Source organism: Alteraurantiacibacter aestuarii (assembly GCF_039523595.1).
Taxonomy (GTDB): Bacteria; Pseudomonadota; Alphaproteobacteria; order Sphingomonadales; family Sphingomonadaceae; genus Alteraurantiacibacter; species Alteraurantiacibacter aestuarii.
Genome location: NZ_BAAAFP010000001.1, coordinates 95,781 through 108,590 on the forward strand (window position 1 = coordinate 95,781; position 12,810 = coordinate 108,590).

Below are 12,810 nucleotides of genomic sequence, written 5' to 3' on the forward strand. Positions count from 1 at the left end.
ATGATCAATCTGCCGAAGAGGCGAGGACGGGGCGGATGCTTTCGCCGGGTGACAGGAAACCACCGGCCCGGGCAACGATACGTTCGCTGCCATCCAGACCCGACGCGACCACGATGCCCTCATCGCTGATCATGCCCAGTTCGACATTGCGTCGCTCCACCTTGTCATCGGCATCGACGATATAGACATAGCTGCCCTTGTCGTCAGACAGGATGGCGCTTTCCGGCAGGCGGGGAGCAACAACTGCTCCGCTGTTGATTTCAATCGAGGCGAAGCCGCCCGGGCGCAGCGCGGCATTATATGGCATGGCGCAGCGGGCTGTACCTTGCCGCGTCATCTCATCGATTACCGGGCTTTTCTGCCAGACCTGGCAGGTGAAGCTCTGGTCCGTGCCAACCGGCACCACCGTGCCCGTTGCGCCAACGGGGATCATGCTGAGTTCGGTCTCGCCAATCTGGGCCAGCAGTTCCATCTGTCCGCCCTGCGCGATGGAAAACAGCACGCCCGAACCGGCGCCAACGACCTGTCCCGGCTCCACATTGCGTTCCAGCAGCAAGCCGGCCGCCGGAGCCACGATATTGAGCTGGGCATTGCGCGCCTGGCGCTCACCAAACTGCGCCTGGGCAACCCGTACGCGGGCCACTGCCGCATCCCTTGTGGCGGTCAGCCGGTCGATATCGGCCTGGCTGATGAAGCCGCGCGCCACCAGTTGCGTGGCACGGTCCAGGTTGGCCTGCGCCAGGTTCGCATCGGCCTGGGCCACTTCGATCTGGGCTGCGGAACTAGCGGTCTGCTGCGTCTGGACGGAACGGTCGATAACCGCCAGCACCTGTCCGGCACGCACCCACTGGCCCGCTTCTACCGGAACGGAAACAACGCGGCCGCCTTCGCCCACAACACCCACAGGAAGTTCGCGGCGCGCAGCAAGTGTGCCGGTGACATTGATCATGCCGGCATAGGTGCCGGAGCCGGGGCTGATCACGGTCACGGCTGGCGTGGTGCCATCCTGTTCGGGCGCGAACGGGGTTTCGCTTTCACCGCCGACAAGCATCAGGGCGGCTATGATGATAGCCGCAACGGCCACCACCACAGCAATAATCATCCGGCGTTTGCGGCTTGCTTCACCGGACGGCGCATCGCCATCCGCCATCACGCCATGGTCTGACGCATCGCTCAAATTTACCCGAGTTTCGTAATTCATCCGCGCTATCAGCCTCTGTTTCCGGCGTTCCGGATCCATACCATGGATCACAATGGCGGGCGACAGGGCCCAATTGCCGTATGGTCAGCGCCATATACCGAAGCTGTGTGCACCGCAACGCAGCCTTCGGCCAAGGATTGATGGCGCACGACCAAGAGTTGCAAGTCGCAACCAAAAAGGGCCGGAAAACCAGCGTTTCCGGCCCCTTTGTAGGAATTGTAACATTTTGTCGAAGCCCTCAGGGCTCCCGCAAACTCGCCGAATTAGCGAACTTTGCCCCGCTGGACGAGGTTTACGACGCCCAGCAGCACAACGGCACCGACAACTGCGACGACCAGGCCGATAATCGAGAATTCCTGGATCGAGGTGTTGATGCCGAGCAGCGGGCCAGCAAGCAGATTGCCGATCAGCGAGCCGACAATACCAACAATGACATTCCACATAATGCCCATCGAGGCATCACGGTTCATGACCTTGCTGGCCAGCCAGCCGGCAACGCCGCCCACGATAATTGCGATAATCCAACCCATAAAACTCTCCTCCTGCTTGCTAGCGCCGTCCAGCCCCGCGATCATTCAACGCCGCAAATAGCCAGACGTTCCGGCGATCATACGCCGCGCATGGGTGGAAGCATGCCTTCCTGCAAGCCAAGAGTCCAAGGATTTGATGCAGGCTGCCCCGTTGGCACCATCGTGGAGGAATGCGATCAGTATTTCAGCTGACGCTCATACAGATCGCGGTAGTGCTGGATGCGCGTGACGCGCAGGCCCTGCATGCCGGAACGATCGACCGCCCGCTGCCAGCTGGCGAATTCTTCCAGCGTCAGCCCATAGCGTTCGAGCACTTCGTCGATGGTCAGCAGGCCGCCATTGACCGCAGCCACGACTTCAGCCTTGCGCCGCACCACCCAGCGCTTCGTCTTGGGCGAAGGCAAGTCGGCCACGGTCAGGGGTTCCCCGAGTGGGCCAATTACCTGCGCAGGACGTATTTTCTGGTTCTCTATCATGAATTTCCTCGGTCGGTGCAGGTGTCATCATCTGACGATGTGACCCTTCTGCAACCAAGCTCTTTGCCAATGGCTAAATCATCAGGGTTAACGGGCTGTTTGCTATCTGCCAGTGCAGCAATGTGCCGCGCATGATGGGCATCGAAACTGGCAACGCCATCTTCGTGTGCATGGCCCATGGCCGCGTGCAGGTCATGCGCCGCCTCCAGCCGGGCGCGCAGATCGCTCCAGGTCATTTGACGCAGCGATCCGGCACGGGCGGATTGCTGTGAAAAATCAGGCGCGAAGTGCGCTTTTGGAAGTTTTCCTTCAAACATGACGCGGCCTTACAACGGCAACTCTCAAGAAGCGGTAAAGCCAAACTTAACGGTAAGTTACCACTTCACCTGGGGAATTGGCGCACAGGCGCAGGAAGTGTATGGGCGCATCGCATGAACGCACCTGCCTTTCTCGACAATGCGGTTAACGCCGCGGCGCTGTTTGATCTGCCGCGCCCGGCGGCGCAGTGCCGCATCGTGGTCGCCATGTCGGGCGGAGTGGACAGCTCTGTCGTTGCCGCACTGGCTGCGGCCAGCGGCGCGGAAGTGATCGGCATTACGCTGCAGCTGTATGATTACGGCGCGGCCACCGGGCGCAAGGGCGCCTGCTGTGCGGGCGACGATATCCAGGATGCGCGGATGGTCGCAGACCGGCTTGGCATTGCCCATTACGTGTTCGACCATGAAACCGCCTTTCGCGAGGAAGTGGTTGAAACTTTCGCCGATGAATATCTCGCCGGGCGCACGCCGATTCCGTGCATTCGCTGCAATATGGGGCCAAAGTTCACCGATCTGCTGCGCATGGCGCGCGAGCTGGGCGCAGATTGCCTGGCCACCGGCCATTACGTACGCCGGGTGGAGGCTGAAGGCGGTGCGCAATTGCACCGCGCGCTGGATCCGGCGCGTGACCAGTCATATTTCCTCTATGCCACCACAGATGCGCAGATGGATTTCCTGCGCTTCCCGCTGGGCGGCCTGCCCAAGCAGGAAGTGCGCCGCATTGCCGAGGAATTCGGCCTGACGGTGGCCGCCAAGCCGGACAGTCAGGACATCTGCTTCGTGCCCGATGGAGACTATGCGCGGATCGTCAAGGCGATGCGGCCCGAAGCCGGGCGCCCGGGCAATATCGTCCATGCACAGAGCGGCGAAGTACTGGGCCAGCACCCGGGCATCATCCATTTCACCGTCGGCCAGCGGCGCGGTCTGGAAATCGGCGGACAGGCAGAGCCGCTGTACGTGGTCAATCTCGATCCCGAGAGCGCCGAGGTGCGCGTGGGGCCAAAGCGCATGCTGGCGGTAAGCGCGGCGCAGATCGTCGAAACCAACCGCATCGGCCCGATGCCGGTAGGCCAGCTGACGGCAAAGGTGCGGTCATTGTCCAAACCGGTTCCGGTTACGCTGGAAGGTTCGCTGGGCGAAGGTGCCAGCTGCACGATACGCTTCGAAAATCCCGAATTCGGCGTGGCGCCGGGGCAGGCGGCCGTCATCTATCACGGTGAGCGGGTTGTCGGCGGTGGCTGGATCGCGGCGACAACCGCCGCCTGATCGCAGGCCCAATCCCAGTTTTCAGGCGCCGTCCCAGCCATCCAGCACGCAGCCGAAGCCCTCACGGTAACGCGCGGTGTTGCTGGCGATCAGCGGGATATAGGCGGTAACGGCGCGCTCATCCTCGTCATCGGACAGGAAGACGGCCTCCATCCCCGGTACGAAATCCTCCTCGCAACTATCCAGTCCGCGTCCGGCAAGATAACGGCAGGAACAGGCGTTCTTGGCGCCGTAAGCCGTGCCCGCCGCACCATAGCCCGCGATCGTACCGTGATAGAAATAGGCGCCACCGCCCACTGCCAGCACGCCCACGAACAGATAGCTGAGCCACCCTTTATGTCTTGTCTTTGCGGTTGCCATTCTCGCCTGCCTGCAGGATTAGGGGTGCGCCCATGATGCGCCGTTCCCTCTCTAGCCGCCGATGCCTGCTGTGGCCAAGCGTTCTGGCGCTTGCGCTGCTGGCAGGGTGCAATGAAACCGGCCCGCCGCCCCTGCCGCCGCTGCCCGAAGGCGCGCTGGAGGCTGTCGCGGTAGAGCCGGGCGTTCCGCGAGAATCGCTGGCCCGCGCCGTGGATGCGCTGTTTGCACGCGATGGCATTGGCGAGACGCGCGCCGTGCTGGTGATGCACAACGGCAAGATCGTGGCCGAGCGCTACGCCGAGGGTTTCGATGCGAAGACGCGCTTTGTCGGCTGGTCCGTTTCCAAGACCGTTACCGGCGTTCTGCTGGGCATGATGGTGGCCGATGGCCGGCTGGCGCTCGACGATTCGCCGCCCATCGAACACTGGCAGCGCGCCGGAGATCCGCGCGGCGAGATCACCCTGCGGCAGTTACTGCAAATGCGATCAGGCCTGCGCCATCAGGAAATGGCCGAGCCGACCTACGATTCGGCAGAGGTCCGGATGATGTTCCTGGACGGGCGCGATGACATGGCCGCCTGGGCTGAGGCGCAGCCGCTGGAGCAGGAGCCAGGCCGCGTTTTTCAATATTCCACGCCCAGTGCAGTCATCCTGTCCGATATCGCAACTCGCCTGCTGGCACCCGATGGCGACCCCGCCGAACGCCAGCAGGCCATGGCCCATTTCATCGATTCGCGGCTGGCGGTGCCGCTGGGAATGGATTCGCTGGTGGCGGAATATGATGCGGCGGGCACGATGGTTGGCGGCAGCTCCATCTGGGCCAATGCGCGTGACTGGGGCCGGTTTGGCGAGCTGCTGCGCAATGGCGGATCGGTTGGCGGTGTGCAGGTGGTGCCGCGCGGCTGGATCAGCTTCATGCGCAGCGAGAATACTCGCGCGCCCGATTATGGCGCGATGGTCTGGCTCAACCGCCCATCGGGAACAGACCGCGACGTGCTGTTTGCCGATCAGGGGCCGCAAAGCCTGTTCGCTGCGGTTGGCCATCTGGGCCAGTATATCCTCGTCTCGCCAAGCCAGGGGCTGACGGTTGTTCGACTGGGCAAGACGGATGAGGAAGACCGCGCCGCCCTGGTCGATGTGCTGGCGGAGCTGGTGGCGCTCTACCCGGAAAGGTAGAAGCGGCCCTCCACCACACTCACACATTCGCCGGCAAGCGACACCCGGTCACCGTCAAGGCGGCAGACAAGGTCGGCGCCGCGTGAGGATGCCTGATGTGCTGTGAAGCTGCTCTTCCCCAGCCGGGCCGCCCACAATACGGTCAGCGCAGCATGGGCTGATCCGGTGGCGCTGTCTTCCGGAATGCCCGCTCCCGGCACGAACACGCGGCTGACGACGTCCACCGCCTCACCCAGGGCAGTGCAGATGAACATGGTGTCACCGTATTGGGCCAGCGCTGCCATGTCGGGATCGAGGCCGCGCACGGCCTGCTCATCGGCATAAAGCGCGATCACATAGCCGCGATCGTCGGCGAAGCTTTCAATCGGATCGCAGCGCAGACCGGCAAGCATTTCCGCGCTCGCCGCGCCGGTCACGTGAATGGCAGGCAAGCCCAGCTCATAGCCCGCTTGTGCACGCCGAACTTCCAGCACACCGGCCTTGCGCGTGCGAAATGTCACTGCCTTGCGGTCGCGCTCCTGGCCGAGCACGACATGACCGGAGGCCAGAGTGGCATGGCCGCACAGCTCCACTTCCACTTCCGGCGTGAACCAGCGCAATTCATAGTCGGCCGCGCCGCTGGCGTCGGGCAGGAGGAAAGCGGTTTCGGCGAACATGTTCTCTGCCGCCGCCGCCTGCAGCACATCATCCGCCGGCCACTGATCCAGCATCATCACCGCCGCCTGATTGCCGCCGAACAGCTTTGAAGCAAAGGCATCGACATGCCAGTAAGGGATTGTCGCCAGGCTCACTGCGCGCTCCTCAGATTGTCGAATTCATCCATTTCCACCAGCGGGTTGCCCGGCTCGTCCACATGGCCTTCCGGGTCGATATGGATGAGGATTTCGGTGCCGGGGAACGCCCTCATCAGATCGGTTTCAACACGGGCGATGATGTCATGCGCGGCATCGATGGTCATCTCCCCGGGCAGATCGACATGGAACTGCACGAAATCGGTATTGCCCGCGCTGCGCGTGCGCAGATCGTGCATGCGGCTGAGTTCGGGGTGGCGGGCTGCGCGTTCCACGAATGCGCGGCGCTTTGCATCGGGCCATTCGGCATCCATCAGCTCACCAATCCCGGCGGCAGAGGCGCGCCATGCGCCAAAAATCAGCCACGCGGCGATCGCCAGACCGAATACCGGATCGGCCCAGCCGATATCGAGATAGGCATCCAGCCCCAGCGCCGCGATCACCGACAGGTTGAGGAACAGGTCCGACTGGTAATGGACATGATCCGCCCGGATCGCCACCGACCCCGTGCGCGCCAGCACGAAACGCTGCCACGCCAGCAGGGCCACGGTCGCCACAATCGCGATCAGCGATACGCCGATCCCTTCGGGAGCAGACTGTATTCGCGTGCCATCGATCAGCTGCGTGGTGGAGCGATAGGCAATGCCGGTGGCCGAAATGGTGATCAGCAGGACCTGGAACATCGCCGCCAATGCTTCTGCCTTGCCGTGGCCAAAGCGGTGATTCTCGTCTGCGGGCTGTGCCGCAATCCAAACGCCCAGCAGCGTTGCAACGCTGGCGACAAGGTCCAGCGCGCTATCCGCCAGACTGCCGAGCATGGCCGCGGAACCCGTCTTCCATGCCGCCCATGTCTTGAGCGAAACAAGCAATATGGCCACGCTGATGGAAGCGAAGGCGGCGCTTTTTGCCAGCGCACTCTTGCTGAAACGGTCCAGGCTCATGGATAGAGCAACGTGCTGTTCCACTGGTCACCCGACAAGGTGAACTGACGCCGTTCATGCAGGCGGTTGGGCCTGTCGATCCAGAATTCCATCCGCTGCGGGGAAAGGCGAAAACCGGTCCAGTGCGGCGGTCGCGGCACTTCCCCTGCCGAACTGAACGCTTCGGAAATTTCCTCCACGCGGGCCAGATAGGTGGCGCGGTTGTCCAGCGGGCGCGACTGGTCCGAAGCCGCCGACCCCACCTGCGAGACGAAGGGCCGCGAATGGAAATAGTCATCGGCCTCCTGCGCGCTCACTTCTTCCAGCGGGCCTTCAATGCGAATCTGGCGGCGCAGGCTCTTCCAGTGGAACAGCAAGGCTGCCTGCGGATTGGCGAGAACCTCCCCGCCCTTGCGGCTGTGCGCATTGGTATAGAAAACGAAGCCGCAGGCATCGTGACCCTTCAGCAGCACCATGCGCACAGACGGTGCGGCGTCGGGCGTGGCCGTGGCCAGAGCCATGGCGTTGGCGTCATTGGGCTCGGAAGTGCGGGCTTCGGCGAACCATGCGTCAAACAGGGCGAAGGGATCGGTGGCCGGGATCACGTTGCTTTCATCAGTCATGGTTTCAGCCTCTAGTCGTCCTGCCCGGTGGAGGAAAGATGCATGCTGGCATGCACCAGCGCTTGCCTAAGACCATTGCATTACCTAGCTAATACACCATGAGCGACCCTTACAGCACACTTGGCGTACCGCGCAGCGCGAGCGAGCAGGACATCAAGTCCGCCTATCGCAAGCTCGCAAAGGAGCTGCATCCGGACCGCAACGCCGACAAGCCCGACGCATCCGAACGGTTTTCCGACGTGACCAGGGCTTATGACCTGCTGTCGGACAAGGACAAGAGAGCCAAGTTCGATCGCGGGGAAATTGACGCCGATGGCAATCCCGCCATGCCGTTTGGCATGGGCGGTGACCGGTCGGGCGGCGCCGGTGGCCCGTTTGGCGGCCAGCGCGGCTATTCCTCCAGCGGCTTTGGCGGCGGTGAGGAAGTCGATATCAGCGACCTGTTCGAAGGCCTGTTCGGCCGCGGCGGCGCACAGCGCGGCCCATCCGGAATGGGTGGGCAGGGTTTCAACCGCAGGCCACCGCCCCCGCCGCAACGCGGTGCCAATGTCAATTACCGGCTCAAGGTCCCCTTCGTGGATGCCGCCACGCTCAGCCCCCAGCGGATTACGCTGGGCGATGGCAAGACCATCGATCTCAAGCTTCCCGCCGGTGTCGAGGATGGCACGCAGATGCGGCTGAAGGGCAAGGGCCAGTCGGGTCCTGCGGGCAATGGCGATGCGCTGGTGACCATCGAAATCCAGCCGCATGGCTTCTTCACCCGCGATGGAGACGATGTCCGCCTGGAGCTGCCCATCACGCTGGATGAAGCGGTCAACGGCGCCAAGGTGAAGGTCCCCACGGTTGACGGGCCGGTCATGCTGACAGTCGCGGCAGGCTCCGGATCGGGCAAGGTGCTGCGGCTCAAGGGCAAGGGCTTTTCACGCAAGGCCGGTGGCCGCGGCGATCAGCTGGTCGCGCTGGAAATCGAATTGCCCGAGGATATTGCCGAACTCGCATCCCGGCTGGAAGGCTGGAAGGACGAAAGCGACATCCGCGGCGATCTGGGCGTCTGAACGCGCGCCATTGCTCGACACACGGGCCACGCCTGTTAGAAGTACAAGGCGATGGCTAATCCCGGCACACAGTCCGATCTGAAAGCAGATCAGCCAAAGTCCGGCCGCTCTGCTGAAACGCGGGCCAGACCGGCGGGTGGATCGGTGTCGCCGCACAGGCAGCTGCGCTCGGCGGCGGTCAGCGTGTGGGCAATTGTCCGGCGCGTGGTCATCGGCTGCTATAATGACGGGCTGATCCACGCCGGCAATCTGGCCTATATGTCGATCCTGGCGATCTTCCCTTTCTTCATCACCGGGGCCGCAGCCTTCTCGCTTGTCGGGGAGCAGGCCGACCGCGCCGCCACGATTGGCGCAGTGCTTTCCGCCCTGCCGCCGGTAGTGGGTGATGTGATCGAACCGGTTGCCCGCAATGTGGTGGAAGCGCGTACCGGCCCGTTCCTGTGGGTCGGCGCGCTGATCGGCCTGTGGACCGTAGGCAGCCTGATCGAGACGATCCGCGATATCCTGCGCCGCGCCTATGGGGTGCAGGCGACAAGGGCCTTCTGGCAATATCGCCTGTTCTCCACCGGCATCATCATCGTGGCGGTCCTGCTGTTGATCTTCTCGCTGTTCGCGCAGGTTGTCATCGGCACTGCACAACAGGTGATTTCGGCCTATTTCCCCCAGTTTACCGACGCATTGGGACAGCTCGCCTGGTCCAGGATCGTCCCCGGGCTGGGCCTGTTCGGTTCGATCTACATGCTGTTCTACACGCTGACCCCCACGCAATTTCGCCGCAGCCGCTATCCCAAATGGCCCGGCGCGATGCTGGTGACACTGTGGTGGGTGGCCGTTACCGCCATGCTGCCGCGGGTGTTGCGATCCCTGTTTGCCTATGACCTGACCTACGGATCTCTGGCGGGCATCATGATCGCACTTTTCTTTTTCTGGCTTGTAGGACTAGGGATGGTCGCAGGTGCGGAACTCAACGCCGCGCTTGCCGGAACGTCCGATGACGAGCAGGAGGGCGCCGGTAACACAGACAAGAGCGAAAAAGGGCAGGAGAATACGGCATGACTTCGCTGATGCAGGGTAAGCGGGGCCTGATCATGGGGCTGGCCAATGATAAATCCTTGGCCTGGGGAATCGCGAAAAGGCTGCATGAGGCCGGGGCCGAGATGGCTTTTTCCTATCAGGGCGAAGCGTTGAAGAAGCGCGTCGGGCCGCTGGCCGAACAGGTCGGGTCGGACTTTCTGATCGAATGCGATGTGTCTGACATGGCGGCGATGGATGCCGCCTTTGCGCAGATAGAGGCGCGCTGGGGCAAGATGGATTTCCTGGTCCACGCCATCGGCTTTTCCGACAAGGCGGAGCTGCGCGGCAAATATGTCGACACCAGCCTCGAAAACTTCCTGATGACGATGAACATCTCCGCCTATTCGCTGGTCGCCGCTACCAAGCGCGCGGCACCGCTGATGACGGACGGCGGATCAATCGTCACGCTGACCTATTACGGCGCGGAGAAAGTCGTGCCGCATTACAATGTCATGGGCGTGGCCAAGGCGGCGCTGGAATCGAGCGTGAAATATCTCGCCAATGACCTTGGGCCGGACAATATCCGCGTCAACGCGATCAGTGCGGGGCCGATCAAGACGCTGGCCGCCAGCGGCATCGGCGATTTCCGCTACATCCTCAAATGGAACGAATTGAACGCACCTTTGCGCCGCAATGTGACGATTGAGGACGTGGGCGGATCGGGCCTGTATTTCCTGTCCGACCTCTCATCCGGCGTTACCGGCGAGGTGCATCATGTCGATGGCGGCTATCACGTCGTGGGCATGAAGCAGGAAGACGCGCCGGATATTGCCCTGACCTGAGCCCTTTCATGACCCGTGCCGTTCGTGATATGTTCCAACCGACTCGGCCGGGAGGATGAAAGATGATTACAGGTGGGTGCCGCTGCGGGAATATCCGTTACGAGGCTGAAGGTGACAGCGCGCACCACGCGCTGTGCCATTGCCGCGACTGCCAGATGGGATCGGGCGCACCGATGGTGGCCTGGATTGCCTTCAGATCGGACAGTTTCCGGATCACCAGGGGTGAGCCGAGCGCCTATAATGGCTCTGGCAAATCGATCCGCAATTTCTGCGGCAATTGCGGCACGCCGCTGTTCTTCTTCAATGAGGATTTCCTGCCCGGAATCGTCGATATCCAGACGGTGACGCTGGATGATCCCGATGAATTTGCGCCGACGGCCCATGTTCAGGTGGCGGAGCGCCGCAAGTGGATGGAAACGGTTTCGGACCTGCCTGAGTTCGAGCGCTTTCCGGGCGGATAGGAGCCGCGGGGATTCAGCGCATCCAGTGAAACATCAGGTCCGAAAAGAAACCGAGCCACGCCGCGAAGCCGAGATACATGAATGAGCGCATGTAGGGTGCTGGCGGCCGTGCAAGATCGGGCCGGCGGGCCGGGAAGCTGAGAACACGCTCGCTCCCGACAGGCGGCGTGGGTGACACATGTGCGGTCGGGCCGGGCACCTCGCACATCTTCTCGCGCAGCTGGAAACGGTAGATGGCCACGAAACCGTCAGACCCCGATTCATGCCGGGAAACCTTGGCGCGGACATGGCTTGTGCCCTGTGTCAGCCGCAACAGATCGGGCGAGCCGACAATCCACAAGGCATAAAGGCCCGCCACCAGTGCGGGGACTGCGATAATCTCGACCATAAGCGCGGGGTTAGCCCGCCTTGCGCACAGCCTCAATCACAGGTTCCGCATTTGCGCGCGGCTGGTCTGGCCAGATGCCGCGTGTGTCATAGACCTGCTTGTCCGCGCGCTCTGCCAGCGGGACGGATTTGAACACGTCGTGATCGACCAGCACGATCATCACATCGCATTCCTCCAGCGCAGTATCGACATCCACCTGCACGGCGCCGGTCCCTTCAAATTCGCGCGGGAGTTCGGCGGCATAGGGTTCGACCACGCGGATGCGATCCCCAAAGCGGCGCGCCAATGTGGCGGCGACCAGCCTTGCGGGGCTTTCGCGGAAATCATCGATATTGGCTTTGAAGGCGAGGCCGAGGCAGGCGATGCGGGCATGCGGATTGGCTTCCACCAGCGCCGCCGCCCTGGCGATCACGTGATGGATCTTGCCATCGTTCACGCCGCGCGCGGTGCGGATCAGCGGGGAATGTTCAGGCGCACCGTTGACGATGAACCACGGGTCCACCGCGATACAATGCCCGCCCACGCCGGGGCCGGGAGTGAGAATGTTCACGCGCGGATGGCGATTGGCGAGACGGATCACCTCCCACACGTCCAGCCCCATCGCGTCCGAAATCATCGAAAGCTCATTGGCAAAGGCGATGTTCACATCGCGATAGGCGTTTTCGACCAGCTTGGTCATTTCCGCACTGGCGGCATCGGTGGTGATGCAGGTGCCGCGCACGAAGCGCTTGTAGAATGACAGCGCCTTGCGCGCACAGCGCGGCGTGATCCCGCCGATGGATCGGTCATTGTTGGTCAGTTCTTCCAGAATGCGGCCGGGCAGCACGCGTTCCGGGCAATAGGCAATCGCCACATCGGGCGTGCCATCGCACAGGCCGGGCATGGCCAGATCGGGGCGCTGGGCGGCGATCATGTCGCGCATCGCCTCGGTAGTGCCGACGGGCGAAGTCGATTCCAGAATGATCACATCGCCAGCCTTGAGCACGGCAGCAACACCCCGCGCGGCTTCGAGCACATAGGAGATGTCGGGCGTGTGCTTGCCGTCCTTGGCGAAGGGCGTGGGCACGGCGATCACGAACACGTCGGCGGGCGCAACCTCGAGCGAGGCCTTCAGCAGGCCGCGCTGGACCACGCCCTGCACCAGGCCATCCAGATCGACTTCCTCGATATGAATCTCGCCGCGGTTGATCGTGTCGACCACATGGCCGGACACGTCCACACCATGCACCTGCATGCCGCCACGGGCGATGATGGCCGCCGTTGGCAGGCCGATATATCCCAGTCCGATAACGCTTACAGTGGGAAGCTGCTCGCCGCGCATACATCTGCCTTTCGTTCAAAACTCACGAAGGCGTCTGCCCGAAAAGGGTTGATATTGCGGTAACGATGGA

17 protein-coding genes are annotated in these 12,810 nt (G+C 62.7%); 6 read left to right on the forward strand and 11 right to left on the reverse strand.

What is annotated here, in order from left to right; translation table 11 throughout:
• Positions 1 to 4 precede the first annotated feature (4 nt).
• The 4 genes from ABDZ98_RS00425 to ABDZ98_RS00440 all read right to left on the reverse strand — a co-directional run bounded on the left by ABDZ98_RS00425 (position 5) and on the right by ABDZ98_RS00440 (position 2,524).
• Complete coding sequence (locus ABDZ98_RS00425; RefSeq protein WP_160590895.1) at positions 5 to 1,201, reverse strand: efflux RND transporter periplasmic adaptor subunit; 1,197 nt, start codon at positions 1,199 to 1,201, stop codon at positions 5 to 7.
• A gap of 263 nt (positions 1,202 to 1,464) precedes the next feature.
• Entirely contained in the window at positions 1,465 to 1,731 is a 267-nt protein-coding gene (locus tag ABDZ98_RS00430) for a GlsB/YeaQ/YmgE family stress response membrane protein (protein ID WP_160591131.1), read from the reverse strand.
• Positions 1,732 to 1,907: 176 nt separating this feature from the next.
• On the reverse strand, positions 1,908 to 2,207 hold the full coding sequence (gene sciP, locus ABDZ98_RS00435) for a CtrA inhibitor SciP (RefSeq protein ID WP_160590893.1): 300 nt from the start codon (positions 2,205 to 2,207) through the stop codon (positions 1,908 to 1,910).
• Positions 2,204 to 2,524, reverse strand: coding sequence for a hypothetical protein (locus tag ABDZ98_RS00440; protein WP_160590891.1), 321 nt, complete (start codon positions 2,522 to 2,524; stop codon positions 2,204 to 2,206). The genes sciP and ABDZ98_RS00440 overlap by 4 nt, the downstream gene beginning before the upstream one ends.
• A gap of 114 nt (positions 2,525 to 2,638) precedes the next feature.
• Here ABDZ98_RS00440 and mnmA point away from each other — a divergent pair, with 114 nt between their 5' ends.
• Positions 2,639 to 3,790 (forward strand): tRNA 2-thiouridine(34) synthase MnmA, encoded by a 1,152-nt coding sequence (gene mnmA, locus ABDZ98_RS00445; protein ID WP_160590889.1) that lies wholly within the window; start codon positions 2,639 to 2,641, stop codon positions 3,788 to 3,790.
• Between the two features lie 21 nt (positions 3,791 to 3,811).
• Here mnmA and ABDZ98_RS00450 read toward each other — a convergent pair whose 3' ends face one another.
• On the reverse strand, positions 3,812 to 4,150 hold the full coding sequence (locus tag ABDZ98_RS00450; RefSeq protein ID WP_160590887.1) for a hypothetical protein: 339 nt from the start codon (positions 4,148 to 4,150) through the stop codon (positions 3,812 to 3,814).
• Positions 4,151 to 4,182: 32 nt separating this feature from the next.
• Between ABDZ98_RS00450 and ABDZ98_RS00455 the strand changes: the two genes are divergently transcribed.
• Positions 4,183 to 5,325 (forward strand): serine hydrolase domain-containing protein, encoded by a 1,143-nt coding sequence (locus ABDZ98_RS00455; RefSeq protein WP_160590885.1) that lies wholly within the window; start codon positions 4,183 to 4,185, stop codon positions 5,323 to 5,325.
• Here ABDZ98_RS00455 and ABDZ98_RS00460 read toward each other — a convergent pair.
• From ABDZ98_RS00460 to pdxH, 3 genes are read right to left on the reverse strand one after another with little or no spacing between them, the layout of a single operon-like run.
• A complete protein-coding gene (locus ABDZ98_RS00460) occupies positions 5,310 to 6,110 on the reverse strand; it encodes a PhzF family phenazine biosynthesis protein (RefSeq protein ID WP_160591129.1) in 801 nt (266 codons plus the stop codon). The two genes, ABDZ98_RS00455 and ABDZ98_RS00460, sit on opposite strands and share 16 nt — an antisense overlap.
• A 2-nt stretch (positions 6,111 to 6,112) precedes the next feature.
• Positions 6,113 to 7,057, reverse strand: a complete 945-nt coding sequence (locus tag ABDZ98_RS00465; protein ID WP_160590883.1) for a cation diffusion facilitator family transporter — start codon at positions 7,055 to 7,057, stop codon at positions 6,113 to 6,115.
• Positions 7,054 to 7,659 (reverse strand): pyridoxamine 5'-phosphate oxidase, encoded by a 606-nt coding sequence (gene pdxH / locus ABDZ98_RS00470; protein ID WP_160590881.1) that lies wholly within the window; start codon positions 7,657 to 7,659, stop codon positions 7,054 to 7,056. Before pdxH ends, ABDZ98_RS00465 begins: the two co-directional genes overlap by 4 nt.
• A 98-nt stretch (positions 7,660 to 7,757) precedes the next feature.
• Between pdxH and ABDZ98_RS00475 the strand changes: the two genes are divergently transcribed.
• Complete coding sequence (locus ABDZ98_RS00475; RefSeq protein ID WP_160590879.1) at positions 7,758 to 8,714, forward strand: DnaJ C-terminal domain-containing protein; 957 nt, start codon at positions 7,758 to 7,760, stop codon at positions 8,712 to 8,714.
• 89 nt (positions 8,715 to 8,803) lie between these two features.
• Here the strand turns inward: ABDZ98_RS00475 and ABDZ98_RS00480 are convergent, their stop codons facing one another.
• A complete protein-coding gene (locus ABDZ98_RS00480) occupies positions 8,804 to 8,926 on the reverse strand; it encodes a hypothetical protein (RefSeq protein WP_272916786.1) in 123 nt (40 codons plus the stop codon).
• On the opposite strand from ABDZ98_RS00480, the gene ABDZ98_RS00485 reads away from it, so the two are divergent.
• The 3 genes from ABDZ98_RS00485 (at position 8,919) to ABDZ98_RS00495 (ending at position 11,031) form a co-directional block, all read left to right on the forward strand.
• Complete coding sequence (locus tag ABDZ98_RS00485) at positions 8,919 to 9,770, forward strand: YihY/virulence factor BrkB family protein (RefSeq protein ID WP_337190186.1); 852 nt, start codon at positions 8,919 to 8,921, stop codon at positions 9,768 to 9,770. The two genes, ABDZ98_RS00480 and ABDZ98_RS00485, sit on opposite strands and share 8 nt — an antisense overlap.
• Positions 9,767 to 10,570: an enoyl-ACP reductase FabI gene (fabI, locus tag ABDZ98_RS00490; protein WP_160590875.1), complete on the forward strand. Its 804-nt coding sequence runs from the start codon at positions 9,767 to 9,769 to the stop codon at positions 10,568 to 10,570. Before ABDZ98_RS00485 ends, fabI begins: the two co-directional genes overlap by 4 nt.
• A gap of 62 nt (positions 10,571 to 10,632) precedes the next feature.
• Complete coding sequence (locus ABDZ98_RS00495; protein ID WP_160590873.1) at positions 10,633 to 11,031, forward strand: GFA family protein; 399 nt, start codon at positions 10,633 to 10,635, stop codon at positions 11,029 to 11,031.
• 13 nt (positions 11,032 to 11,044) lie between these two features.
• On the opposite strand, the gene ABDZ98_RS00500 is transcribed toward ABDZ98_RS00495, so the two are convergent.
• Together ABDZ98_RS00500 and wecC are read right to left on the reverse strand one after the other, a co-directional pair.
• Positions 11,045 to 11,419, reverse strand: coding sequence for a hypothetical protein (locus ABDZ98_RS00500; protein WP_160590871.1), 375 nt, complete (start codon positions 11,417 to 11,419; stop codon positions 11,045 to 11,047).
• Between the two features lie 10 nt (positions 11,420 to 11,429).
• A complete protein-coding gene (gene wecC / locus ABDZ98_RS00505) occupies positions 11,430 to 12,740 on the reverse strand; it encodes a UDP-N-acetyl-D-mannosamine dehydrogenase (protein WP_160590869.1) in 1,311 nt (436 codons plus the stop codon).
• Between the last annotated feature and the right edge of the window lie 70 nt (positions 12,741 to 12,810).

Coding starts and splice junctions, on each gene's coding strand:
- ABDZ98_RS00425 (WP_160590895.1), bottom strand. CDS start 1,201: ATGAATTACGAAACTCGGGTAAATTTGAGCGATGCGTCAGACCATGGC.
- ABDZ98_RS00430 (WP_160591131.1), bottom strand. CDS start 1,731: ATGGGTTGGATTATCGCAATTATCGTGGGCGGCGTTGCCGGCTGGCTG.
- sciP (WP_160590893.1), bottom strand. CDS start 2,207: ATGATAGAGAACCAGAAAATACGTCCTGCGCAGGTAATTGGCCCACTC.
- ABDZ98_RS00440 (WP_160590891.1), bottom strand. CDS start 2,524: ATGTTTGAAGGAAAACTTCCAAAAGCGCACTTCGCGCCTGATTTTTCA.
- mnmA (WP_160590889.1), top strand. CDS start 2,639: ATGAACGCACCTGCCTTTCTCGACAATGCGGTTAACGCCGCGGCGCTG.
- ABDZ98_RS00450 (WP_160590887.1), bottom strand. CDS start 4,150: ATGGCAACCGCAAAGACAAGACATAAAGGGTGGCTCAGCTATCTGTTC.
- ABDZ98_RS00455 (WP_160590885.1), top strand. CDS start 4,183: ATGATGCGCCGTTCCCTCTCTAGCCGCCGATGCCTGCTGTGGCCAAGC.
- ABDZ98_RS00465 (WP_160590883.1), bottom strand. CDS start 7,057: ATGAGCCTGGACCGTTTCAGCAAGAGTGCGCTGGCAAAAAGCGCCGCC.
- pdxH (WP_160590881.1), bottom strand. CDS start 7,659: ATGACTGATGAAAGCAACGTGATCCCGGCCACCGATCCCTTCGCCCTG.
- ABDZ98_RS00475 (WP_160590879.1), top strand. CDS start 7,758: ATGAGCGACCCTTACAGCACACTTGGCGTACCGCGCAGCGCGAGCGAG.
- ABDZ98_RS00480 (WP_272916786.1), bottom strand. CDS start 8,926: ATGACCACGCGCCGGACAATTGCCCACACGCTGACCGCCGCCGAGCGC.
- fabI (WP_160590875.1), top strand. CDS start 9,767: ATGACTTCGCTGATGCAGGGTAAGCGGGGCCTGATCATGGGGCTGGCC.
- ABDZ98_RS00495 (WP_160590873.1), top strand. CDS start 10,633: ATGATTACAGGTGGGTGCCGCTGCGGGAATATCCGTTACGAGGCTGAA.
- ABDZ98_RS00500 (WP_160590871.1), bottom strand. CDS start 11,419: ATGGTCGAGATTATCGCAGTCCCCGCACTGGTGGCGGGCCTTTATGCC.
- wecC (WP_160590869.1), bottom strand. CDS start 12,740: ATGCGCGGCGAGCAGCTTCCCACTGTAAGCGTTATCGGACTGGGATAT.